Origin of the sequence: Dyadobacter sp. BE31 (genome assembly GCF_031457695.1) — a bacterium.
Lineage (GTDB): Bacteria > Bacteroidota > Bacteroidia > Cytophagales > Spirosomataceae > Dyadobacter.
Map to the genome: position 1 here is coordinate 814,276 of NZ_JAVDXA010000003.1, position 22,624 is coordinate 836,899.

General features: G+C 53.4%; 14 protein-coding genes and 1 pseudogene. 12 read left to right on the top strand and 3 right to left on the bottom strand.

Features of this window, described 5'->3' with window-relative positions; genetic code table 11:
• The first annotated feature begins 25 nt into the window (after window positions 1-25).
• The 11 genes and pseudogenes from J2Y43_RS19215 (at window position 26) to J2Y43_RS19260 (ending at window position 17,536) form a co-directional block, all read left to right on the top strand.
• Window positions 26-1,291 (top strand): erythromycin esterase family protein, encoded by a 1,266-nt coding sequence (locus J2Y43_RS19215; RefSeq protein WP_309985785.1) that lies wholly within the window; start codon window positions 26-28, stop codon window positions 1,289-1,291.
• 481 nt (window positions 1,292-1,772) lie between these two features.
• Window positions 1,773-7,025 carry a S8 family serine peptidase gene (locus tag J2Y43_RS19220; protein ID WP_309985788.1) on the top strand — a complete coding sequence of 1,751 codons (5,253 nt, stop codon included), beginning with the start codon at window positions 1,773-1,775 and terminating at the stop codon, window positions 7,023-7,025.
• 80 nt (window positions 7,026-7,105) lie between these two features.
• On the top strand, window positions 7,106-8,425 hold the full coding sequence (locus J2Y43_RS19225) for a serine hydrolase domain-containing protein (protein ID WP_309985791.1): 1,320 nt from the start codon (window positions 7,106-7,108) through the stop codon (window positions 8,423-8,425).
• A 95-nt stretch (window positions 8,426-8,520) separates the two neighbouring features.
• Complete coding sequence (locus J2Y43_RS19230) at window positions 8,521-9,798, top strand: hydroxymethylglutaryl-CoA reductase (protein ID WP_309985794.1); 1,278 nt, start codon at window positions 8,521-8,523, stop codon at window positions 9,796-9,798.
• Entirely contained in the window at window positions 9,795-10,766 is a 972-nt protein-coding gene (locus J2Y43_RS19235; RefSeq protein WP_309985798.1) for a hypothetical protein, read from the top strand. Before J2Y43_RS19230 ends, J2Y43_RS19235 begins: the two co-directional genes overlap by 4 nt.
• A pseudogene (locus tag J2Y43_RS33635) lies at window positions 10,766-11,497 on the top strand (PEP/pyruvate-binding domain-containing protein); the annotation flags it as partial. The gene J2Y43_RS19235 and the pseudogene J2Y43_RS33635, both read left to right, overlap by 1 nt.
• Before the next feature lie 1,416 nt (window positions 11,498-12,913).
• A complete protein-coding gene (locus J2Y43_RS33640) occupies window positions 12,914-13,243 on the top strand; it encodes a PEP-utilizing enzyme (RefSeq protein WP_409014461.1) in 330 nt (109 codons plus the stop codon).
• Window positions 13,240-14,337 carry a DUF3419 family protein gene (locus J2Y43_RS19245; RefSeq protein WP_309985805.1) on the top strand — a complete coding sequence of 366 codons (1,098 nt, stop codon included), beginning with the start codon at window positions 13,240-13,242 and terminating at the stop codon, window positions 14,335-14,337. Before J2Y43_RS33640 ends, J2Y43_RS19245 begins: the two co-directional genes overlap by 4 nt.
• A gap of 19 nt (window positions 14,338-14,356) precedes the next feature.
• Window positions 14,357-15,010: a hypothetical protein gene (locus tag J2Y43_RS19250; RefSeq protein ID WP_309985809.1), complete on the top strand. Its 654-nt coding sequence runs from the start codon at window positions 14,357-14,359 to the stop codon at window positions 15,008-15,010.
• Window positions 15,007-16,020 carry a hypothetical protein gene (locus tag J2Y43_RS19255; RefSeq protein ID WP_309985812.1) on the top strand — a complete coding sequence of 338 codons (1,014 nt, stop codon included), beginning with the start codon at window positions 15,007-15,009 and terminating at the stop codon, window positions 16,018-16,020. The genes J2Y43_RS19250 and J2Y43_RS19255 overlap by 4 nt, the downstream gene beginning before the upstream one ends.
• Window positions 16,001-17,536: an AMP-binding protein gene (locus J2Y43_RS19260; protein ID WP_309985815.1), complete on the top strand. Its 1,536-nt coding sequence runs from the start codon at window positions 16,001-16,003 to the stop codon at window positions 17,534-17,536. Before J2Y43_RS19255 ends, J2Y43_RS19260 begins: the two co-directional genes overlap by 20 nt.
• Before the next feature lie 56 nt (window positions 17,537-17,592).
• On the opposite strand, the gene katG is transcribed toward J2Y43_RS19260, so the two are convergent.
• The 3 genes from katG to J2Y43_RS19275 form a co-directional block, all read right to left on the bottom strand.
• On the bottom strand, window positions 17,593-19,866 hold the full coding sequence (gene katG / locus J2Y43_RS19265) for a catalase/peroxidase HPI (RefSeq protein WP_309985819.1): 2,274 nt from the start codon (window positions 19,864-19,866) through the stop codon (window positions 17,593-17,595).
• Window positions 19,867-20,081: 215 nt separating this feature from the next.
• The gene (locus J2Y43_RS19270) at window positions 20,082-20,981 is read right to left on the bottom strand and encodes an SDR family oxidoreductase (protein WP_309985822.1); all 900 of its coding nucleotides are present in this window, start codon (window positions 20,979-20,981) and stop codon (window positions 20,082-20,084) included.
• A gap of 56 nt (window positions 20,982-21,037) precedes the next feature.
• Window positions 21,038-21,637 carry a Crp/Fnr family transcriptional regulator gene (locus J2Y43_RS19275; RefSeq protein WP_309985825.1) on the bottom strand — a complete coding sequence of 200 codons (600 nt, stop codon included), beginning with the start codon at window positions 21,635-21,637 and terminating at the stop codon, window positions 21,038-21,040.
• 120 nt (window positions 21,638-21,757) lie between these two features.
• Here J2Y43_RS19275 and J2Y43_RS19280 point away from each other — a divergent pair, with 120 nt between their 5' ends.
• Window positions 21,758-22,594 carry an SDR family oxidoreductase gene (locus J2Y43_RS19280; RefSeq protein ID WP_309985828.1) on the top strand — a complete coding sequence of 279 codons (837 nt, stop codon included), beginning with the start codon at window positions 21,758-21,760 and terminating at the stop codon, window positions 22,592-22,594.
• Window positions 22,595-22,624 lie beyond the last annotated feature (30 nt).

The following is a 22,624-nucleotide window of genomic DNA, read 5'->3' on the forward strand; positions in this document are numbered from 1 at the left end:
TATAAATGAATTTAACTCGTTTGCTATGAAGCTATCCTGTCTTCCTTTTTTATTGATTTTTTCCTTCTTGTACGTTTGTTGTACTCCGGTCCAGGTTAATGGCCAGGACAATGGCCTCGTGGATCAATTAAAAGGCCATATTGTGAGGCTGGATTCGCTCGATCTTGCAGGCGAAAACAATGTGCGCATGATGAGCAAGGCATTGCCCGGGGAATTTAGGGTTTTGGGCATAGGAGAGCAGTCGCATGGCACTTCGGAGTTTTTCACTGCCCGGTTGCTGCTGATCAGGGCGCTGGCTGCGGATTCTGCCTTTACGAAAATCGGGGTGGAAGCGCCTATGGCCGAAGTCGATAAGTTAAATGACTACCTATGGGAAGGTCGCGGGGACTTGAAAGCGATTTTGCGCTCGTTCAGGTTGTATGGATATGAATGTCCCGAGTTTGTGAATTTGGTAGAGAGCGTCGGCCGGATAGGCAAAGCTCGTGGGAAGGCCATTCGTTTCTTTGGTTTCGACATGCAAAGCCCGTTTCAGTCGCTGCAAAACCTGCGGGATTCCGGCGTGGCCAGCGACATCTCGGATTCACTGAAAAACCTTATGCATTATTATGAATTGCTTAATAATGAGGTGTATAATCACAGTATCAGTGCGCCGGATTTTGCGGAATTGAAAACATTAAGCGATTGGGTGCTGGATAAGCTGACAGGCAAGGCTCAGACAAATGAACTGGTCAGAAAAAGCATTCGCAGCTACCGGCAATTCCTGTTGCTGAGCGATTCCGGGCTTACCCACGCAATGGACGTGCAATCGGAAATAAGGGACTCATTAATGGCCGAAAACGTACTCGCGGAAATGGAGCCCGGTCGGAAGATGGTGCTGCTGGCGCATAATGGCCATTTACAGCGAACACCGAACATCTTTTCAAAAAGTACCGGTTCATTTCTGGCGCGGAAATTAGGAGGTGCCTATCAATGCGTGGGGCTGACAACCTCTTATGGCTTTTATACGACAGTTAACCCCACGGTCGGCCACATTACGGATAAAAACGAAGTCTTCGCCGGCGACAGTACCACCTGGGAATACCATTTTTCAAAACTCGCTCAACCGGTATTCTTTTTCAATATGGCCGTTTTGAAGCAGTCACGGCAAGGGTTGCATTTGCCAGGTCGGTACAGATTGCTGGTTTATGGTCTGGCCGACAATCAGTTTTTCGATGGTTCGCTCGCCGACGATTTTGATTACATCCTTCACATCAGGGAAACATCCGGCAATCACAGTTTTTATCTCAAATAGTGTTTTGTAAAATTGTATTAAACTAATATTTTAAGCCAGCTGTATAGCGACGTTTGAATTGTGGCTTAACGAGCCGCTCAGCACGACGGCCCCAACGGCTGCCGGAAAAACTGCCCGGGTTTTAACAAAAAAATCGCTTCGAAGACAAGCCCGGAAACTGAACGTGCCAGGCCCCTGATAAGGACCCGGCCGACCCTGAATTTGCCTTCGCTGGCTGCGGTCGAAGAAGCGGGCTACATGAGCAGGATAGCTATCTGGCTGATTTGTTCGTAATAATAAATACTTCACGTTATAGGTAGAATTTTTGAAGTTTTTCTACTGAAAAACAAATAGTTACATATTGTATGAAATATTGAAAAAAGGGTTACATTCGGTGTTGCAGAAGTAAAAATTGACCCATTCAATACTCCTCTATATGTGTTCGTTGAAGTATCGCTGCGCCCTCGTAGTAGTACTACTGGTACAGCACCTAACTAACGTTATGGCTCAGGAAAATAGGGCCTACAACCTTTACCTCAAAAGTGGTACAATCACACCGGTACCCGTCATGGAACTTGTACGAAAGCGACCGGACAACGCATTTAGGGTTTCGACTGTCGGTGATGATCAATTTGTAATAATCCAATTTTTTGGTATTCCCGAAGGTGCGGCTATCGACCAGTTACGGAATGCCGGAATCACTGTACTTGACTACATCCCCGAGAATGCCTACACGGCCCTCGTGCATGGTGAGCCGGGGCGCGATGTGTTGCAGGCGGCGGGCGTGAGAGCGATTCTCGAATTGCAGCCTGAACAGAAGATCCAGCCGGCATTGCTGGCGCCTAATCCCCCGGCGCACGCCGTCATCGAAGGAGGGAAAGTGGATGTCAGGATCAGCTACGTGAGAACTTGGAGTGGCGATAGTGTGCGGCAAGCGCTCGATAAGCACGGGGTACAGGTGCTCTCCGATGCTTTGCGAGACTACCAGATCGTTGAGGCAAGGGTACCTGTGGAGGGACTACTTGCATTGGCAGGCGAGCCGTGGGTACAATATATAGAAGCGGTGCCGCCGCCAGACGAGCCGCTCAACGACAAGAGTGAAGCAGCTACACGGGCGAACGTCCTTGCCTCGCTGTTACCCGGCCAGCGGCAGCTTACCGGCGACGGAGTGGTGATTGGCATAGGTGACAGCGGTTACCTGTTGGAGCATATTGACCTGGCCACGAAGGTGGTCAGCTATAATCCCGAGGGCAGCTATTGGCACGGAGTACACGTAGCGGGTACTGCTGCGGGCGGGGGAATTGTGAATGAAAAGTATAAAGGATATGCACCGAAAGCATCACTGGTCAAACGCAGCAATTCGGAAATCTGGAAACAGGCATCGACCCTCGTTCGGGATTTTGGAATGGTGGTGACCAATAATTCCTACGGCGGCAGCGTATGCCCCGACTATGGTTCCTATACTTTCGACTCCTATATTCTCGACCGCCAGGCATCCGAACTGCCTAATTTGCAACACGTATTTGCAGCAGGCAATAGCGGATTAACAGCCCCTTGCGAGGGCTTTGTCGCAGGTTATGGCAACGTAATAGGAGGAAGTATTTCTTCTAAAAACGTGATCAGTACCGGGCGGACTGGTGTGGAGAGCCTTATCGTTGCGAGTTCGAGCAAAGGGCCTACCCGGGACGGACGCATCAAGCCGGAGATCGTTGCTCCCGGAACGTCCATTATATCAACGCTTCCCGGGAATATTTACCAGGAAGCCTCGGGGACCAGCATGGCAGCGCCGGCTGTCACCGGGGGGCTGGCATTACTGGTTCAGCGATACAGACAGTTGAATGGCGGGAACAATCCCAGGAATGCGCTCATGAAGGCGCTGCTGTGCAATGGGGCTACGGAAAAAGGTTTGCCCGGGCCCGATTTTGCCTATGGCTTTGGTATGATGAACTTGCTTCGATCGGCTTCCATGCTGGAAAAAGGGCAGTACTTCAGTGGCTCGGTGGCCAACCAGGGAAAGAATGGCTATGAAATATCGGTACCGTCGAACACGGCATTGGTTAAAGTCATGCTGTATTGGAACGACCCGGCCCCCGCCGTACTCACTGGCAAAACGCTGGTCAACGACCTCGACCTGACAGTGGCCCGCCAGGGCGGTGCCGATATATTGCCGTCGTTCCCCAGAGCCTCCAACCCGACGGCTGCGGCAGAACCGGGCGTAGATAGCGTTAACAATGTCGAGCAAATTGTTCTCGAAGCGCCCGCGGCGGGGATTTACGTCGTGAATGTGACCGGCAAAAAGGTGCCTAGCGGCCCGCAAGAGTACTTTGTGGTTTACGATATCATCGAATCCTCCGCCGTCCTGACGTACCCTGCCGGGGGCGAGCGCCTCACCAAAGGCGATGTGATCGATATCCACTGGGATAGCTACGGCAACGCGAGCAGTACATTTTCGGTGGCCTATTCGCTTAACGACGGCGCGTCGTGGACGAACCTGAACACCGCTGTATCGGCAGGTGTTAATCAGCTCAGCTGGACGGTGCCGGATGCATTCACCACCACCGCCAAGGTCCGTATTACCCAAAACAGTACCGGGGTAGTGAAGGAAAGCGCGGCATTTGCCATTATGGGCATTCCGGTGATTACCTTATCGACGAACCAGTGCGAAAGTTACGCAGCCGTGCAATGGACTGCGGTAAGCGGTGCCACCGATTACGAGGTTATGCGCTTACAGGGACGTGAAATGCAGTCGGTGGGCATTACCAGCGAACTGAAATATGTGCTCGGCGGGCTTTCCCGCGATTCTACCTATTATATTTCTGTAAGGGCCCGTAAGAACGGAGTCCCCGGCCGGAGAGCCTTGGCGATCAGCCGAAAACCCGATTCGGGTACGTGTGAGGGTATTATCTCGGATGGCGACCTGGCCGTGGACGCAATCGTTTCACCTTCCGGGTCGGGCAGGTTGCTCACCGCCACCAGCCTTGGCGAATCCCAGTCGGTGAAAATACGGCTCAGGAATTTCGACGACCAGCCCGTGATTCAATCGTTTCAGGTGGGTTATTCCGTGGGCAGCGGGGCTGTTCACTGGGAGACAGTCTATTCGGATGTCCCGGCCAATGGCTACCTGGATTATACTTTCATCGGCGCCCTTGATATGCATAACGCAGGTTCGTATCCGCTCACGGCGGTGGTGAAGCTGGATGGTGACCAGGTCGCGACCAACAATCAGAAATCGGTATCGATCCGCCAGCTTGCCAATGCGCCTGTGGTTCTGCCATTTATGGATGACCTCGAATCGCTGCAAAATACGGAGGTGAATGTGAACACCATGGGCGTCGGAGGAACCGACCGCTACGATTTCTCGCAGGAACGCGATCTGGGGCGGTTACGGACTTCGGTCGACCCCGGTTTGGCCTATTCAGGTTCCAAAGCATTTACCGTAGATGCCAACAGCGGCAATAGCTCGCAATACCCCACCTACCTGGATGCGACTTATAACCTGGCTGCCTACCATGCCGGAAGCGACGAGATCAGGCTGTCGTTCCGGTACCGGCTCTACGCTTCGACCTGGCCGGCCTGGCCATTGCGTGTGTATATCCGCGCGAAGGACACCGATCCCTGGATCGAGGCATTGGAAAGCACTGTCGTTCCATATTTTACCAAAAACAACAACTACTGGCTGATGTCGATCGAAGTGAGCGATTTGTTAAAGCGGAATGGAAAGGATTTCAGCACCAGTTTTCAGGTGCGGTGGGAGCAGAGTTTCAGGTATCCCGCACAAACGGATGGTTCGACGATCGACGATATCCGTTTGTACACCACCAGCAGCGACATCGAAGTCGCGAGGTTGAATGCGGGGGCCATTCCTTCCTGCGATCCCAACGGGTATCAGGAATATAGTATGCTGATCAAAAACAACGGTGCCGAAGATAGCTACCGGGTGCCTTTCGAGGCGCTGATCAACGACCAGTTAGCCTACCAGGGATATGTGCCCGTGGTGAGGGCAGGTGCCGACACGCTTTTTACCTTCAACTTTTCTTCCACGTTATTTATGGATAGCGACCGGAATATCAAGGTCAGGGCCAAAAAGGCATTCGACAAGAATGCGGGGAACGATGTTGCGGGCACCACTGCCAGAGCTGCTCAGGTGATTACCCATTTTCCGTATATCGAAGATTTTGAAAATGGCCAGGGCGGCTGGTATCTGACCGACCCGAGCCCGTTGTGGGTATTTGGTGTACCCACCACTGGCAAGGTGACGACAGCTGCGAGCGGCAACAACGCATGGACCACCAATCTGGGCGGTGCCCGTTCGGGAGAGACGATATCTTACCTGTATTCGCCCTGTTTTTCTATGAGTGGAATGGGCCAGCCCGCGATGAGTTTCAGTACGTCCATCGACCTCGCAGCTTGTGCGGGCGGCGCGTGCGACATCGCGTATGTGGAGTATAATGTAAGCGGAAATACCTGGACGCGCCTGGGCGTAGTCAATGGCGGTACGAACTGGTACAATACGCGGCTCGATGATTCGGATGTTTGGAACGTGCAAGACTATACCAGGTGGCATGTGGCCACAGTGCCGATCCCCAATTCTTTTCCGGGCGGCTATGTCCGTTTCCGCTTTGTGATCAAGAGCAAATCGGCCGGGCGGGCGGGCATCGCGATAGACGACGTCCATATTTATGATTCGCAGGCAACTGTGTATTTCAATGCATTGCAGAACAGCTTTGAAGCATCCGCAAATGTACAGGGAGATGAATGGGTGCCGTTCAAACTGAACAATTCGCTGGTGGCGGCTATTAATCCGCACGGACAGTCGCTTGGACAGGTTTCGGTGAAGCCTTACCAGGACAACGGGCCGATGCGGGTCGAGAACAAGCTGTACTATCTGGGCAGAAGTTTTACGATTTCGGCATCCCAGGCCGACTTTGCCCAGCCCGTAGGCGTGCGGCTTTACATCACGGACGAAGAAAGCGAAAGGCTCATTTCGGCCCCCGGGAAGGAAGGAATTGTCAAGCCGGCATCGGCTTATGAGCTCACGGTGACTAAGTATTCCGGTAGTAACGAGGACGGTGACCTGACCAATGACGGCAGTGTCGCCTGGACTTTTTATCCTAAAAATGCCGTGAGAAAAGTACCGTATGCGCAAGGATACTACCTGGAATTTACCGTGAAAAGTTTTTCCGAATTCTGGTTCGCCAAAGACTTTATCGGGTTCGGAACGCCGTTGCCGGTGCGGCTTGCGGGCTTTTCGGCTACGCCTGTTGAAAACCGCACACATCTGGAATGGCGGACAGCCGAAGAGGAGAATGTAAGTCATTTTGAAATACAACGAAGCCCGGATGCCCGCACCTGGACTTCGCTAGCCATAAACACCCCGGCGATGGGCGAGGGAGGGCACCGTTACGAGGCTGTCGATGCCTCGCCATTGGCAGGGGTGGCTTATTACCGGCTGAAAATGATTGACCTGGATGAGACATTCGCTTACAGTCAGATCGTTTCCGTCGATTTTGCGGGTACGGGAAATACTCCGGTGGTGCTGTTTCCCAATCCGGTGACCGACAAGCTCTACATCCGGAGCGGTAACAGGCAGTTTACGAAAGTTCAGCTGCATTCACTTTCGGGTGTGAACTTGTATACATCAGCAGAAAACCAGTCGGTAGTCGATGTGGGCAGGCTGACTTCCGGCGTGCATTGGGTTACCATTCATTATGCCGACGGCTCCCAAAGCAGCCACAAGATTGTGATTGTGCATTGAGGTAATTAACAAAAATGTGACGATCGGTTACCTGAGATTCCGGGCATATGGTTTATTTGCAAAAAAGACCATATCCTCTCATGAAAATCAAACTGATACCGATCGTCGCATTGCTTTTCGCGTTTTCTGCATCGGCCCAGCAAATCAATACCACGGATCTCGACCGGCTTTTCGACTCCCTCGCCGTGCACAATAAATCGATGGCGAGCGTGCTGCTGACGCACAAAGGACAGAAAGTGTACGAGCGGGCCATCGGCTATGCGGTGGTCGACAGCGCACGGACAGTAAAAGCGACGCCGGAAACCCGCTACCGCATCGGGTCCATTACCAAAACCTTCACCGCAACGATGATCATGCAGCTGGTAGAAGAGAAAAAGCTTGCGCTGGATACGCATTTGGATAAATACTTCCCTGACATCCCGAATGCAGGCCAGATCACGATCGAAATGATGCTGCGTCACCGGAGCGGCATCCACAATTTTACCGATGACGAGGCTTACTGGAAACAGCAGACACAACCCAGGACACACGCCGAAATGCTGGCTGTTTTTGGCAAATATAAACCCGACTTCGTTCCCGACGCGGAGGCAAAGTACAGCAATACCGGTTATATTCTTCTGGGATACATCATCGAGGACGTGACTAAAAAGTCCTATGAAAAGAACCTTCAAGAGCGGATTCTTGCCCGCATTGGCTTGAAAAACACCAGTTTTGGCGGGAAGATCGACCCGGCCCGCGGGGATGCTTATTCCTACTCGTTTTCAAAACGCTGGGAAAAGCAGGTGGAAACCGATCTAAGCCAGCCGGCAGGTGCAGGGGCAATCGTGTCGACTCCGGGCGATGTATTAGCGTTCGTGAATGCGCTTTTTACCGGTAAGCTGGTATTGCAGCAGAGTCTGACCCAAATGACCAAGATCGTCGACATATTTGGAATAGGACTGGCGCCTATGCCTTTTTACCAGAAAAAAGGGTACGGCCATACCGGTGGCCTGGACGGTTTCCAGACCATGATGGTTTATTTCCCCGGTGATAGCCTGGCCGGGGCTGTTTTCTCGAATGGGGTGGATTATCCGTTGAACGACATCCTCATAGCTATGCTGAGCGCTTACTATAAGGTACCGGTCATTATCCCCGACTTCAATGCCATGCAGGTTAGCCCACAGGAGGCCGAGCCGTACCTGGGCGTTTACGAGAGCAAGCAAATCCCGTTGAAAGTGACGATCAGCCATAAGGACAACAAGCTGTTCTTTCAACCCACCGGCCAGCCGACATTTCTGCTGACGCCCGTCAAAAAGGATGTGTTTAAGATTGACGCGGTAGGCCTTACCATGGAGTTCCGGCCGGAGCAAAAAGAAGCGACCATTACGCAGGCTGGGCAAGCCTTTCTGTTTACTAAGTGATGGTATGATAGGTATGTGAAATTTAGTATGTTAGCGGATGCCAATGGGTGTGCTCATTGGTGCAAGCCCTTTGCTATCAATTACTTGTCTATCCTATGTCTTCAACCAGCGAAACCACGAAAAAGGCGCTTCATGCCATGAGCGCCCTGCAAGACCTTGAACAGCTTCTGGACGAGATCAAAAATAAGCCGTTAAGTAAATCGCTACCGGAAAGTTTACCCTCCGAAATCCCGGTTTCGGTCGAGGGGATCAGGAAGCGGCTCGCATTTCTTTTGGAAAAAACGGACCAGGATTTTCCCTACCTGAGCGGGAAGCAGCCGTTTTCGGATGTTTCCAGGCTGGAAGGGAACATTGAGAACTACATTGGGATGTCGATGGTGCCCACCGGGGTGATCGGCCCGGTGTCGGTGCTCGGCTCCATGGCGAAAGGCGACTTTTACATACCGCTGGCGACGAGTGAGGGTAGCCTGCTCGCATCCTACCATCGCGGTGCACGGGCATGTTACCTGGCAGGAGGCGCTACGTCGGTATGCCTGATCGACGGGGTACAGCGGTCGCCGGTTTTCAAGTTCGATAACCTGGGTAATCTGGGCACTTTTTTGGTGTGGATTATCAGCCAGCTCGAAGAGTTCCGCCGCATTACCGAGTCGGCCAGCCGCTATGCGAAGCTGATCGACATGAAATCCAATATTGAAGGCAACCACCTCATTCTTACATTCGAATATCACACGGGCGACGCTTCCGGGCAAAACATGGTGACGATCTGCACGGACGCCATTTGCCGGTACATTATTCAGAATGCCCCGGTACAGCCTCAGTTCTGGTTTATCGAAAGCAATTTTTCAGGTGATAAAAAGGCGACTTCCCAGTCATTCGCGAATGTGCGGGGCAAGAAAGTCACTGCGGAAATCACGCTCCCGCAAAAAATCGTACACGACGTGTTGAAAACAAGCCCTGAGGCGATGGCGGAATACTGGCGGTCATCGACGATCGGCACGATCCAAAGCGGTTCTATCGGCGCGCAGGGGCATTATGCCAACGGCCTTACGGCCCTGTTTATCGCTACCGGGCAGGATGTGGCCTGCGTTTCGGAGGCTTCGGTGGGCATTACGCGCATGGAACTTACGGCCGACGACGGCCTGTACGTGTCGGTGACGTTGCCCAACCTGATCGTCGGGACGGTCGGCGGTGGTACGGCATTACCTACTCAAAAGGAATGCCTCGAACTGATCGGATGCGCCGGTTCCGGCAAGACCCGGAAGTTTGCCGAAATATGCGGCGCGTTGGTGCTGGCGGGCGAAATATCCATTGCGGCAGCGCTTTCGGCGGGCCGGTTCACGGCGGCACACCAGAAATTCGGCCGGAAGAGATGAAGCTACCGGCTCAGGGAAATGCATTCAGCCACGCCGGGGAGAACAGCGCGCCGTTTTTCCGCCGGTTTTATATTTACCAAAAGGAGCGGTTTCCATTGCTGGGGCACGGCTTGCTCGTGGCGGCATTTAGCTTCTCAGCCATTTCCTATTCACGCATATGCCGTGGCGCGGAAGGGTTTGTGGATACAAAAACATTTGCAGTCGGGATTTTTACGACGATATCCCTTTTCCTGCTGGTCAGGATCTTCGACGAATTCAAAGACGCGGAAGATGACGCCCGGTTCCGGAAAGAGCTGCCCGTTCCCCGCGGGCTTGTCACATTCCGCGAGCTGGCGTTGACGGGCATCGTGGTCGCTATTGCGCAAATCTTCGTAAATCTGATTTTCTTTCCCAAAATGCTTTGGATATACGCGGTGGTAGTCGGGTACCTGTCGCTGATGGGGAAAGAGTTTTTTGTGGCCGAATGGCTCAAAAAGCATCAGTTCTGGTACGTTACTTCGCATATGTTCATCATCCCGCTGGTCGACATTTATGCCAGCGGGCTCGATTGGCTCCTCGCAGGTGTAAAGGCACCCGAAGGCCTGTTTTTCTTTTTTGCAGTATCCTATATGAACGGCATTGTGCTGGAAGTGGGCCGCAAGATCCGCGCCCCGCAACAGGAGTCGGAAGGGGTACTCACCTATACTTCTTTGCTGGGTGTTCCAAAGGCTATCGGATTATGGCTTGCTGTGCTTACGGTGACGCTTTTGCTCAGCATGGCCGCTTCGGCATTTGCCGGTTATGGGTATGTGGTGCTGACGGTTTTAGGGATTGTGTTTCTCGTTTGCGCACTGCCGGCAGCATTGTTTTGGAAGACCAGGACCCCAAAACTTGCAAAAATGGTCGAATATGCATCGGCGCTCTGGACGATCGCGATGTATCTTACACTGGGTGCGGGGCCGATGATCTCAAAATTGCTGTTCCAATGATGCATTTCATTTCCGATACCGAACCTCACAATGCATCCGGCGCCACCATTGGCGGCAAGGCGGGAAACCTGTTTCGTTTGAAGGAGCTCGGCTTGCCTGTGCCGCATTTTGTCGTGATCCCGTGGGAAACTTTGCGTGCCGATATTTCCGAATCTGAGCTTATTACCGGTTTGCTGGATTCTTTTCAGGGAACCCGCCATTTTGCGGTGCGCTCATCGGCGGCCGCGGAAGATGGCGCGGCGTTTTCCTTTGCGGGGCAGTTTGATAGTTACCTGTGTGTAGCGCCCCATGAATTGGCAGCGCGTATAGCGGATGTCCGGCAGTCCGCGTTTTCGGAACGGGTAATGGCCTACCGGAAACATCACGGGCTTTCGGATGCTGGTGGCGTGGCGGTGATTGTGCAGGAAATGGTCGATGCGGATGCGGCTGGTGTAGCTTTTGGCGCTAACCCGCTCACAGGTAACCGGCAGCAGAAGGTCATTAATGCGGTTTCCGGCCTGGGCGATCGCCTGGTTTCAGGCGAGGTCAATGCCGACGAATTTGTGCTGGAAGGGAATGCAGTACAATCCGTCCCGGCGGATGGAAGACAAACCCCGGCGCTTACTGACGGGCAGGTTCGTCAGCTTGGCCGGATACTCGACTCGCTCGAAAAAGCGTTGGGCCAGCCGCAGGACATCGAGTTCGCCGTCCGGAACGATCAGATTTATTTGCTGCAAACCAGGCCCATTACTACACTGAAGGCCGGACCTGCGGGCAATTACATTCTTTGGGATAACAGTAACATTATTGAATCCTACCCCGGCGTCACCACTCCGCTGACATTCTCTTTTATCAGCAAATCTTATGAGGTGGCTTACAAGCTTTTTAGCGCTTATCTGGGTGTAAGTGAATTGGTTATCAGGAAAAATGAAAGGGTATTTGCCAATACGCTCGGTTTTTTGAACGGCCGGGTTTACTATAACCTTAAAACCTGGTACCACATGCTGGCTATGCTGCCGGGTTACAGCATTAATGCCCGGTACATGGAGAAAATGATGGGGGTGAAGGAGCAGTTCGATATCCCCGAATCCTACCGTTTGCCGAAAGGAAGGGCATGGTGGAGCATTGCGAAAATGGCTGTGCAAATGCTGTTCCGTTTCAGGGCGCTGCCGCGGAAACGACGGGAATTTATGCAGCTCGTGGAGAGTACTATCACCGAATACAAGGCAATCCCTTTCGCGGAGAAGAGCGCCGACGAGCTCATGCATTTGTATCTCAATTTCGAACGTAAGCTGCTGCTCGAATGGAAAGCCCCATTGCTGAACGACTTTTTTGCGATGATATGGTTCGGGATGCTCCAAAAACAATGCGAGCAGTTTACAGGCGGCGGTAACCCCAACCTCCATAACGACCTGCTTTGCGGGAGCAACGACATTATTTCCGTGCAGCCAGTGCATCGCAGCATTGCCATCGCCGCGCGCATTGCCGCGGTGCCGGCGTTGAAGGATTTGTTTGTGGCAAAAAACGAACATGTCATTCACGAAACGCTGAGCACCAGCAACGATCCGGAATTCATTGCCGTCAAGGCCGAAATCGACCGTTACATTGCCGATTTTGGCGAGCGGTGCGTAGGCGAGTTGAAGCTCGAAACGATCTCCTACGGCCAGGAGCCGGCGCGGTTCGTTAAGGTGCTGAAATCCTACGTAGAAACGGGCATTACCGGTTCGCAGTTTTCGGGCGAGCGGGAAGATGTGATCCGTACAAATGCCGAACGGGAAATAGCGAAGCATTTGAAAGGCAAAACCATCGGCCGATGGAAAATGCAGCTTACGCTGCGCTACACGCGCGAGCTCGTCAGCGCCCGCGAGAACCTGCGCTACGAGCGTACGCGTGCATTCGGGATCGTGCGGGAGATTTTTACCTACATCGGGAAGCGGTTTTATTCCGATGGCCTGCTGGGCAATGCCAGGGATATTTTTTACCTCACCAAAGAGGAAATTTTCAGCTATATAGAAGGCACGGCGGTGACGCAGGATATTAAGGCCCTCGTGGCACTGCGGCAGAAGGCATTTCAGCATTATCAGCAGTTGGGCCCGCTTTCGGAGCGGTTCGCGACCTATGGCGTGCCCTACGACGGTAACGATTTTTTCAGCATCGATCGGGTCGAAATGCCGGAGGGCGACTTGAAGGGCATAGGCTGCTCACCAGGGCGGGTAACGGGGCGGGTGAGGGTAGTGGCCGATCCTGCGGAGGTATCTTCGCTGAACGGCGACATCCTCGTGACCACCAGTACCGACCCCGGCTGGGTTACCCTTTTTCCGGGAGCATCGGGCATTATCGTGGAGCGGGGCAGCCTGCTGAGCCACTCGGCGATTGTTTCCCGCGAAATGGGCAAGCCGTGCATTGTGGGGGTAACCGGCCTGCTGAAAAACCTCAAAACAGGTGATGAAATTGAAATGGATGGCAGTACGGGCATAATCAGGACTATTTCCCGATGACGAAAGAGGATTTAACGAAAAGGGTCAATTTTGATATTATCCGCTACGCCAACTGCTGGGAGGATGCGGATATTCTGCTGGCGGGGCTTTCGCCGGCGCCGGGTAGCAAGGTGCTTTCGATCGGTTCCGCGGGGGATAACAGTTTTTCCTTCCTCGTTACCGATCCCGAACTGGTGGTGGCAGTCGATATTAATCCTACCCAGCTTTTTCTGATCGAATTGAAGAAGGTTTGCATTCAAAACCTGGAATGGGAAGGGGCGTTGGGCTTTCTCGGTTTCAGGCATTCGGAGAGCCGTTTGCAATGCTTCCAGGCGCTGAAAAGCCAGTTGAGCAGCGCCACCCGGGCCTACTGGGAGTCGAACCTGGCGCTGATTACCAACGGCGTCATTCACCAGGGGAAATTCGAACGGTATTTTCAACTTTTCAGCGGCAAAATACTGCCCTGGATTCATTCGAGGCGTGTGGTGGAAGCGCTTTTTAAAACGAAAACGGCAGAGGAGCAAGCAAATTTTTACCAAAACCACTGGAATACCTGGCGCTGGCGGCTGTTGTTCCGTATCTTTTTCAGCAGGTATGTGATGGGCAAATACGGGCGCGATCCCGAGTTTCAGAAACAGGTCCAGGGTTCTGTTTCAGAGTTTATTTTCGAAAAGGCTGCGGTTCAGCTCGCTTCGGTGGCCGCGCAGGACAATTATATTTTGCGGTACACCCTCACCGGCCGCTTCGACGAGCTTCTGCCACATTACCTGCAAAAGGAGCACTATCCGCGGGTGCGTGCCAACCTCGACCGGCTGCATTTGAAAGAATGCTACGCGCAGGGTGCCATTGCGCACTACGGTAAATTCCATTGTATGAACCTCTCCGATATTTTTGAATATATGGATGCCGGCTTGTTCCGCGAAACGGCCCGCACGCTCGTTGCCGGTACGGAACAGGACGGCCGGCTGGCTTACTGGAACCTGATGGTACCACGCCGGATTTCGCAGATTTTACCCGAAGATGTCGAACACATACAGGCCGAGTCAGAACGCCTGACAGCCATCGATAAAGGCTTTTTTTACAAGGGTTTCATTGTCGACCGGGTTGCTCCGTAATGTGCCACATTGCATAGCTATGAAAGAAATCGTTCCCCCGCTTATTCTCGCCTGCTGCTTCCTTGCACTCTTTGGCCTGGCCGAATTATTGTACCATTTCGGGAAGATCAGGGCTGAATGGACGCGCAAGATCGTACACTTTGGCACCGGTCTGCTCACATTACTTTTCCCTGTTGTACTGGTCAGTCATTGGCAGGTTTTGTTCCTCTGCGCGAGCTTTCTGGTGATTCTGCTGGCCAGTTTGAAATTCGGCTGGCTGCCTTCCATCAATGCGATCGATCGTTTTTCGTATGGCAGCATCCTGTTTCCTATCATCGTTTACGCGCTTTTTTGGGTATTTCAAATGGCGGACAGGGGCCTTATTGTTTTCTACCTGCCGATCCTGGTCCTCGCGATTTGCGACCCGGTAGCGGCGCTGGTCGGGAAACGTTTCCCATTCGGGAAGTATCAGGTAATGGGTGGCGGCAAATCGGCGGCAGGTTCGCTGGCTTTTTTTGTGAGCGCATTGCTGGTGACGGCCGTTACCGTTTCGACATTCAACGATGTGCATTCCGGCACGCTGCTGCTTGTGTTGGTTCCAGCCGTAGCCACGATAGCGGAGGCCTTGGGTGTCAAGGGGATGGATAACTTTACCATTCCTGCAAGTGTGGTATCAACCCTCTGTCTGATATGATGATCACGATCACCGAAACCGGCCCAGGCCAGCCCGATTTTCATTTGTTTACAGAACTGCCCGGACGCATCTATCCGCCGGACAGTATTCGGCTCAGAACCCCGGAAACCATTCCGGCCGACTTTCTGAAAGTGTGTTTTTTGGTAAAAGATGGCGAAAATGTCGTTGCGAGGGCGAGTATTTATGATAATCCGCTGATGCAGTATGCTGGTCGGCATGCGTTTTCAGTTGGAAATTACGAATGCACCGACCGCGATGAATATGCTTCCGCATTGCTGCTGCACATTGTTTCCAAGGTTAAAAGCTGGGGAGGTACCTGTCTGATCGGCCCTATGAACGGCAGCACCTGGGAGGGTTACCGTTTCCTGGCCGATCACGTCAATCCGCTGTTTTTTACCGAACCGCATCACCATTTGTATTATAACAGGCAATTCAAAGCAGCTGGTTTAGAGCCGATTGCGCATTATTACAGCAACATTGACCGTGGTATGGAGCTGGATAATCCCGACATACTCGCCCGGGAGCAGGAGTTGAAAGCCCAGGGCGTTACGATCAGGCCGATTGATCTTTCGGATTTTGAAGCGGAGGTTAATCGTTTGTATGATTTTAACCTGCTGGCTTTCAGGACTAATTTCCTTTACACGCCCATCAGCCGGGAGGCCTTTTTGAAAAAATATCTGCAAACAAAGGCTTATATCAATCCCGAACTCACACTGCTGGCCGAGGACGAAGCGGGTAACCTGGTGGGATATTTCTTCTGTATTCATGATTTTTACAATACGGAAAGCAAAACGCTGATCGTCAAAACCCTGGCCCGGCATCCGGCTCCGGAATGGAGAGGGCTCGGGCACGTGATCGGCAATTTAATTTACCACAAAGCCGTGGAGCTGGGCTATACCAGTGCCATTCATTCGTTCATCTACGAGCAGGGCACTTCCACGAAGTTATCCACGCATTTCTCCGGTACCCATTACAGAAACTACGTTTTGTATGGAAAACTCCTTACCTGACCGGTTCAATATCGTTGATCTTTTTCACGAGGCAGCGCGCACTAACCCGGGCAAACCCGCGATCATTTACCGTGAAAACAGCATTTCATTCGGAGCGCTGGAAACGGCCGTAGCACAGACCGCCGCGCATTTCCTGCGCAAGGGTATCCGTAAGGGTGATCGCGTGCTCGTGTTCGTGCCCATGGGCGACGACCTGTACCGGACCGTGCTGGCGCTGTTCCGCATCGGGGCGATAGCGGTGTTTCTGGACGAATGGGTGAGCGTGAAACGGCTCGTCGAATGCTGCCGGCTGGCGCAATGCGCCGCATTTATCGGGACATTCAAAGGGCGCGTGCTGGCTCGGCTTTTACCCGGTTTGCGGTCGATTCCGCTGCATTTGGGTTTGAAGTACGATGCGGACCAGGCTGTTCCGTCGTTTCCCGAAACCCAGCGGGGCGATATTGCCCTCATTACATTCACGACCGGCAGCACGGGCACGCCGAAAGCGGCTATCAGGACGCACGGCCTGCTTTTTGAACAGTTCCAGGCACTGATACCCCTCATCGATCCGGGCCCTGGGGATATTTGTATGCCGGTTTTACCTATTGTTCTGCTCATTAACCTGGGCGCTGGCGTCACATCGGTGATCGCTGATTTCAATCCGCGCAAGCCCGATACCATGAAACCAGAGCGCATAGCGGGCCAGATCAGCGGGCTAGGCATTACTTCCATTATCGCTTCGCCGTTTTTTGTCAAGCAATTATCGCGGTATTTGAAGGCTAATGATTTGTTTTTGAATACCATACAAAAAATACTGACCGGTGGTGCACCCGTATTTCCGGCCGAGGCCCGCACGTACCGCGAGGCATTCCCGCAGGCGCACATCGGCATTGTGTATGGCTCAACCGAGGCGGAGCCTATGAGTATGATCGCCATCGATGAGCTGATCGCCTCCGAAACGGTCAGGGGATTGAATGTAGGGAAAGTGGAACCGGCAGCGACCGTAAAAATCATCGCGATTACCGAAGATAACATTACCGTACCGCACGAAGAGGCACTCTCGGCCCTGGAAGTTGCCCCGGGCGGGATCGGGGAGATCATCGTTTCGGGAAAGCATGTGCTGCGGGATTATCTGAACAACCCTGAGGCATTGCAGCGCAATAAAATTTTTATTGGTGACAAATGCTGGCACCGCACCGGCGATAGCGGCTTCATTAATGGCAACCTGTTCCTCACTGGCAGGTGCGCGTCGCTGATCCGCACACCGAATGGACTGCTATCGACATTCCTGTTTGAAAACCGCTTCCAGGCGATCAACGGCGTGGAAATGGGCACGGTGATGCAATTGAACGGACAGCTTACAGCGGTGATCGAGCTGGGTGATAGCACTCGGCGGGATGCTGTTGCGGCGGCGATCGGGTCGTTACCGGAGGCATTCGGGGACGTTATTTTTATCCCTAAAATTCCGAGAGACCCGCGGCACAACTCTAAAATCGACTACGAAAAGCTGAGGGGCGTACTGGCGCGCCGAAATTAAAAAGCCGACCGGGAATCGCTCCCGGCCGGCTGTGTTCAAGGTGAATTTTGAATGAATCAGGCCAGATCGAACCGGTCGAGATTCATTACTTTGTTCCATGCTGCCACGAAGTCTTTGACGAACTTCGCCCCGGAATCGGAGCTGCCGTATATTTCGGCGATCGCCCGGAGTTCCGCATGCGAGCCGAATACGAGGTCGGCGCGGGTAGCGGTCCATTTGGGTTGACCGCTGGCGCGGTCGGTTCCCAGGTAGGTTTCTCTATCCGGCCCCATCGCTTTCCAGGAAGTATTCATATCCAGCAGGTTCACGAAGAAATCATTGGTAAGTACACCGGGGCGCTGTGTGAACACACCATTTTTAGAACCGTCAAAGTTGGTATTCAATACCCGCAAACCTCCCAGCAGGACGGTCATTTCAGGAGCGGTAAGTGTGAGCAGCTGGGCTTTGTCTACCAGCAATTCTTCGGTCATCACGCTGGATTTCACACCGCGGTAGTTGCGGAAGCCATCGGCGATCGGTTCCAGGTAGCCTACCGATTCAATATCGGTCTGCTCCTGTGTCGCATCTGTCCGGCCAGGTGTGAATGGAACGATAACAGCATGACCAGCGTCCTGGGCAGCTTTTTCAACCCCGGCTGCACCAGCCAACACGATCAGGTCGGCGAGTGAAATCTTCTTGCCGCTTGCCTGTGTGCTGTTGAACTCCTGCTGAATGCTTTCCAGCGTACCGAGTACTTTTTGCAGCTGCGCCGGATTGTTCACTTTCCAGTCTTTCTGCGGAGCGAGGCGAATACGGGCGCCATTTGCGCCACCGCGTTTGTCGGAGCCACGGAATGTCGAGGCCGAAGCCCATGCTGTCGAAACCAGTTCGGAAACGCTCAGGCCGGATGCGAGGATGTTGGCTTTCAAGCCTGCTATATCGTTTTCGTTTACCAGTTCGTGGTCAACTGCCGGGATTGGGTCTTGCCAGATCAGCACTTCCGCTGGTACGTCCGGGCCCAGGTAGCGGGCACGCGGGCCCATGTCGCGGTGCGTGAGTTTGAACCACGCACGGGCAAATGCATCTGCGAATGCGTCCGGATTTTCAAGGAAATGTCTTGAAATCTTCTCGTAAACCGGGTCAAAACGCAGCGAGAGATCGGTAGTGAGCATCGTAGGGCGGTGCTTTTTGGCGCTGTCGTAAGCATCTGGAATAATATCACCGGCGTCTTTGGCCACCCACTGGTGCGCACCGCCGGGGCTTTTGGTGAGCTCCCATTCGAATGCAAACAGGTTTTCGAAGAAGTTGTTGCTCCATTTAGTAGGAGTGGTGGTCCAGATCACTTCCAGGCCGCTGGTGATGGTATCAGCACCTTTTCCGGAACCGAAGCTGTTGTTCCATCCCAATCCCTGGTGTTCGAGGTCCGCACCTTCGGGCTCCGCTCCGACATGATCGGAAGGGGCTGCACCGTGCGTTTTACCAAAACTGTGGCCACCGGCGATCAATGCAACGGTCTCTTCGTCGTTCATCGCCATCCGTCCGAACGTGTCGCGGATGTCGTGCGCAGCGGCAATCGGATCGGGGTTGCCGTCCGGGCCTTCCGGGTTTACATAAATCAACCCCATATGCGCCGCTCCCAGCGGTTCTTCGAGGTGGCGGGAGTGCGTCTGGCCATTTGGGTTCTCATCGCTTGACACTACGCCTTGCTCGTCGAGACCCGGCTTGCCATGCGCATAGCGGCGATCGTTACCAAGCCAGGTCGATTCCGATCCCCAATATACGTCTTCATCGGCTTCCCATACATCGGCACGGCCACCGGCAAAACCGAATGTTTTAAAGCCCATCGATTCGAGTGCGATGTTTCCTGCGAGGATCATCAAATCGGCCCAGGAAATTTTGTTGCCATATTTTTGTTTGATAGGCCAAAGCAAACGGCGAGCCTTGTCGAGGCTGACGTTATCCGGCCAGCTGTTGAGCGGAGCGAAACGCTGCTGGCCCGAGCCACCGCCGCCGCGGCCGTCAAACACGCGGTAGGTACCCGCGCTATGCCAGGCCATGCGGATGAACAGGGGGCCGTAATGGCCGAAGTCGGCCGGCCACCAGTCCTGCGAATCGGTCATCAGTGCATGAAGGTCTGTTTTAACTGCTTCCAGATCGAGGCTTTTGAACGCTTCCGCGTAGTCAAATTGTTCTCCCATCGGATTGGAGAGGGACGAATGCTGGCGCAGAATGTTCAGTTTCAACTGGTTTGGCCACCAGTCGCGGTTTCTGGTACCGCCGCCGCCTACATTGTGATTCAGTGTCCCGTTGTGAAATGGACATTTGCTAATGTCGTTTGATCCGTTTTCCATTACGATAAGTTCATGTGTTAAACCATATTGCCTGCCTCTGGTATTTGTGCAGCGGGATAAAGGTATAATACTGAAATTGATTGTCAAAATCGATTAATTCTATGATTCAATAGTGAAAATCTATTTCGTCGCATTGTCAGCCGGTTGCGGTTGCCAGGCGGTGGCGGTTGAAACATGAACTTGTCGAAAGCCGTTTCCGAAAGACCGGGATGGTGCTACGATGCTGAGAGGTAGCCGGCCGTCGCGATGTCCTCCAACAGCCCTGGGGCAGTAGGGTGCCAGCCCAGCACCTCGCGGGTTTTCGCGTTCGAAGCCACACAGCCGATGGCTGCAAAATGCTGGAACCAGGTGAAATGGGCCGCTGCTGCATCTCCGGTTTTGCTTACCACAGGCAGCCCCAGGCCGGTACCGATCGCCCGGGCGATTTCCCTGAACGGAATGCCTTGCTCAGCCACAGCGTGCAGCACTTTCAAGGCCGGGCGCTGCTCAACAATCAGCCGGTATAGTACCGCTGCATCGTGCCGGTGTACAGCCGGCCATTGGTTGCTGCCGTCCCCCATGTAGGCCGATTCGCCTTTTTCCCGGGTAATGCCGATGATCATGGGCACAAAACCATGGTCGCCCGCGCCATGTACGCTGGGAGGCAGGCGCACCAGGTACACGTCCACACCCTGGGCCGCTACGGCGTGCGCCGCCTCGTCGGTAGCCGCGCGCGGGATTTCGTCAGACTTCGCATTCAATACATCGTCCTCGGTCACGGGCCGGTCGTAGCGCAAAAGGCCCATTCCGGTGGTGACTACGAGCGGCTTTCCCGATCCCGCCAGTGCCTGCCCCAATGTCGCGATGACTTTCCGGTCGGCCTCGCAGCTTGCCTTGAACTGGGTAAAATCGTGGTTGAAAGCGGTGTGGATCACTGCATCGGATTCGGCCACACCACGGCGTAGTATTGCCGGATCGTTCACATCGCCTTGGAGCGGCGTTGCGCCCGTGGCCGCCAGCTGACCGGCAGATTTTTCGGACCTCACAAGGGCCAGTACTTCATGGCCGTTCTTTAAAAGTTCGTCTACAATGGCGGAGCCTACAAATCCTGAGGCCCCTGTTACAAATACACGCATGTTGGTTTCAATTTTGTTTGATGCAAAATTGATATCCTGCTAATGGGCAAACAAGGTCATTTGACCATACTTTGAGCCCCGCGTTGCAGCTGTGCGTGGCGTATGCGTGTGAGGGTTTTCAGGGAAATGCCGAGGTAAGCAGCCACCATGCGCAGGGGCAGGCGCGCGAGGTAATCGGGGTAGGTATTTACAAAATCGGCGTAACGTTCCTCGGGAGTGCCGCTCAGAATGGTTAGGATACGGTTGCGGTTACTGTAAATGGTACGGGCAATGAGCCGCTCCGAAAACGTTTTGAGCTCCGGAATATCTTTCAGCAATTTATCAAAATCAGGCTTGGCCCAAAGCAACACTTCACTGCGTTCCACGGCTTCGATATTTACCAGCGACGGGGCTCGCTTGTCGTAGCTTTCGACGTCCAGCGTCCAGGTGTGCTGGGGTGAAAAATGGATAATGTGCTCATTGCCGTCCGGCTTGATATGGTAAGTCCGAAGCAGGCCGCTGCCAATAAATGTTTTGTGCCGGCATATTTCCCCGGCGGTGAGCAACGCCTCGTTTTTGTGCAGGTGCCGCAAGGTAGCCAGGCTGCTGATCTGCCTGATCGTCCCGGCGGGCAGGCCGGATTGGGAGGCCATGTAGTGTTCGAATTCGGTATGCATTTATCAAAGATAGAAAAAAGCGGCCCCGATTGGAGCATATCTCCGGTTCCCTTCTTACCTTAGGCGCCAGAGCCACCGTTATTTCCGATAGCATTACCTGCGACATTTTTATTGAATTCAATGCGTAAAACAGCACTGATTACCGGGCCCACTTCGGGCATCGGCCGCTTTACCGCCCTCGAACTCGCACGACGGGGCTATGATCTGATATTGGTAGCCCGCAATGCGGCAAAGGCCCATGAGCTGCAACGGGAAATCGGGCATTCCGTGAACACCGGCTTTATCCAATGCGACCTTTCCAGCATTGCGTCCGTCAAACGGGCCGTGGATGAGATCCGGGACAACTATGCACAGATCGATTTACTGATCAACAATGCCGGGCTGATCGTCCAGCATCGCGAAACGACCGACGACGGCATCGAAATGACCTTCGCTACCAATCACGTGGGGCCTTTTATACTCACCATCGGCCTGGTCGATTTACTTAAAGCGGCAGAATCGGCGAAAGTCGTGAATGTAGCATCCGAGGCGCATTTCTTCGCATTCAGGTACCAGACGGCCAAGCTGGCCAATCCGCCGCATTACCATGACCTGGTGATTTACGGTCGCTCCAAGCTAGCCAATATCCTTTTTTCCAACGAGCTTTCGGAGCGTTTGGCGCCATTTGGCATCACTTCCAATGCCGTGCATCCCGGAACGGTTTCGAGTAGTTTCGGCGGTAATGGAAACGGGGCTACCGCGTGGTTTATGAAAGTTTTCAAGCCGTTTTTCCGTACCCCTGAACAAGCCGCCGCGGGCATTGTACACGTGGCCACGGCAACGGAACTGAACGACGTTACGGGGCAGTATTTTGCCAATGGAAAGCCGGCGAGATCTTCCGCCAAAGCAAAAAGCCGGGCCCTCGCACGTGAGCTATGGGCATTTTCCGAAGCGTTGACTGAGTCAGTTTTGATTTAAATCTATTAAATCCATAGAGTTTAAATACTT

Coding starts and splice junctions, on each gene's coding strand:
- J2Y43_RS19260 (WP_309985815.1), top strand. CDS start 16,001: ATGGAAAACTCCTTACCTGACCGGTTCAATATCGTTGATCTTTTTCAC.
- J2Y43_RS19225 (WP_309985791.1), top strand. CDS start 7,106: ATGAAAATCAAACTGATACCGATCGTCGCATTGCTTTTCGCGTTTTCT.
- J2Y43_RS19220 (WP_309985788.1), top strand. CDS start 1,773: ATGGCTCAGGAAAATAGGGCCTACAACCTTTACCTCAAAAGTGGTACA.
- J2Y43_RS19250 (WP_309985809.1), top strand. CDS start 14,357: ATGAAAGAAATCGTTCCCCCGCTTATTCTCGCCTGCTGCTTCCTTGCA.
- J2Y43_RS19280 (WP_309985828.1), top strand. CDS start 21,758: ATGCGTAAAACAGCACTGATTACCGGGCCCACTTCGGGCATCGGCCGC.
- J2Y43_RS19275 (WP_309985825.1), bottom strand. CDS start 21,637: ATGCATACCGAATTCGAACACTACATGGCCTCCCAATCCGGCCTGCCC.
- J2Y43_RS19245 (WP_309985805.1), top strand. CDS start 13,240: ATGACGAAAGAGGATTTAACGAAAAGGGTCAATTTTGATATTATCCGC.
- J2Y43_RS33640 (WP_409014461.1), top strand. CDS start 12,914: ATGCCGGAGGGCGACTTGAAGGGCATAGGCTGCTCACCAGGGCGGGTA.
- katG (WP_309985819.1), bottom strand. CDS start 19,866: ATGGAAAACGGATCAAACGACATTAGCAAATGTCCATTTCACAACGGG.
- J2Y43_RS19215 (WP_309985785.1), top strand. CDS start 26: ATGAAGCTATCCTGTCTTCCTTTTTTATTGATTTTTTCCTTCTTGTAC.
- J2Y43_RS19235 (WP_309985798.1), top strand. CDS start 9,795: ATGAAGCTACCGGCTCAGGGAAATGCATTCAGCCACGCCGGGGAGAAC.
- J2Y43_RS19270 (WP_309985822.1), bottom strand. CDS start 20,981: ATGCGTGTATTTGTAACAGGGGCCTCAGGATTTGTAGGCTCCGCCATT.
- J2Y43_RS19255 (WP_309985812.1), top strand. CDS start 15,007: ATGATGATCACGATCACCGAAACCGGCCCAGGCCAGCCCGATTTTCAT.
- J2Y43_RS19230 (WP_309985794.1), top strand. CDS start 8,521: ATGTCTTCAACCAGCGAAACCACGAAAAAGGCGCTTCATGCCATGAGC.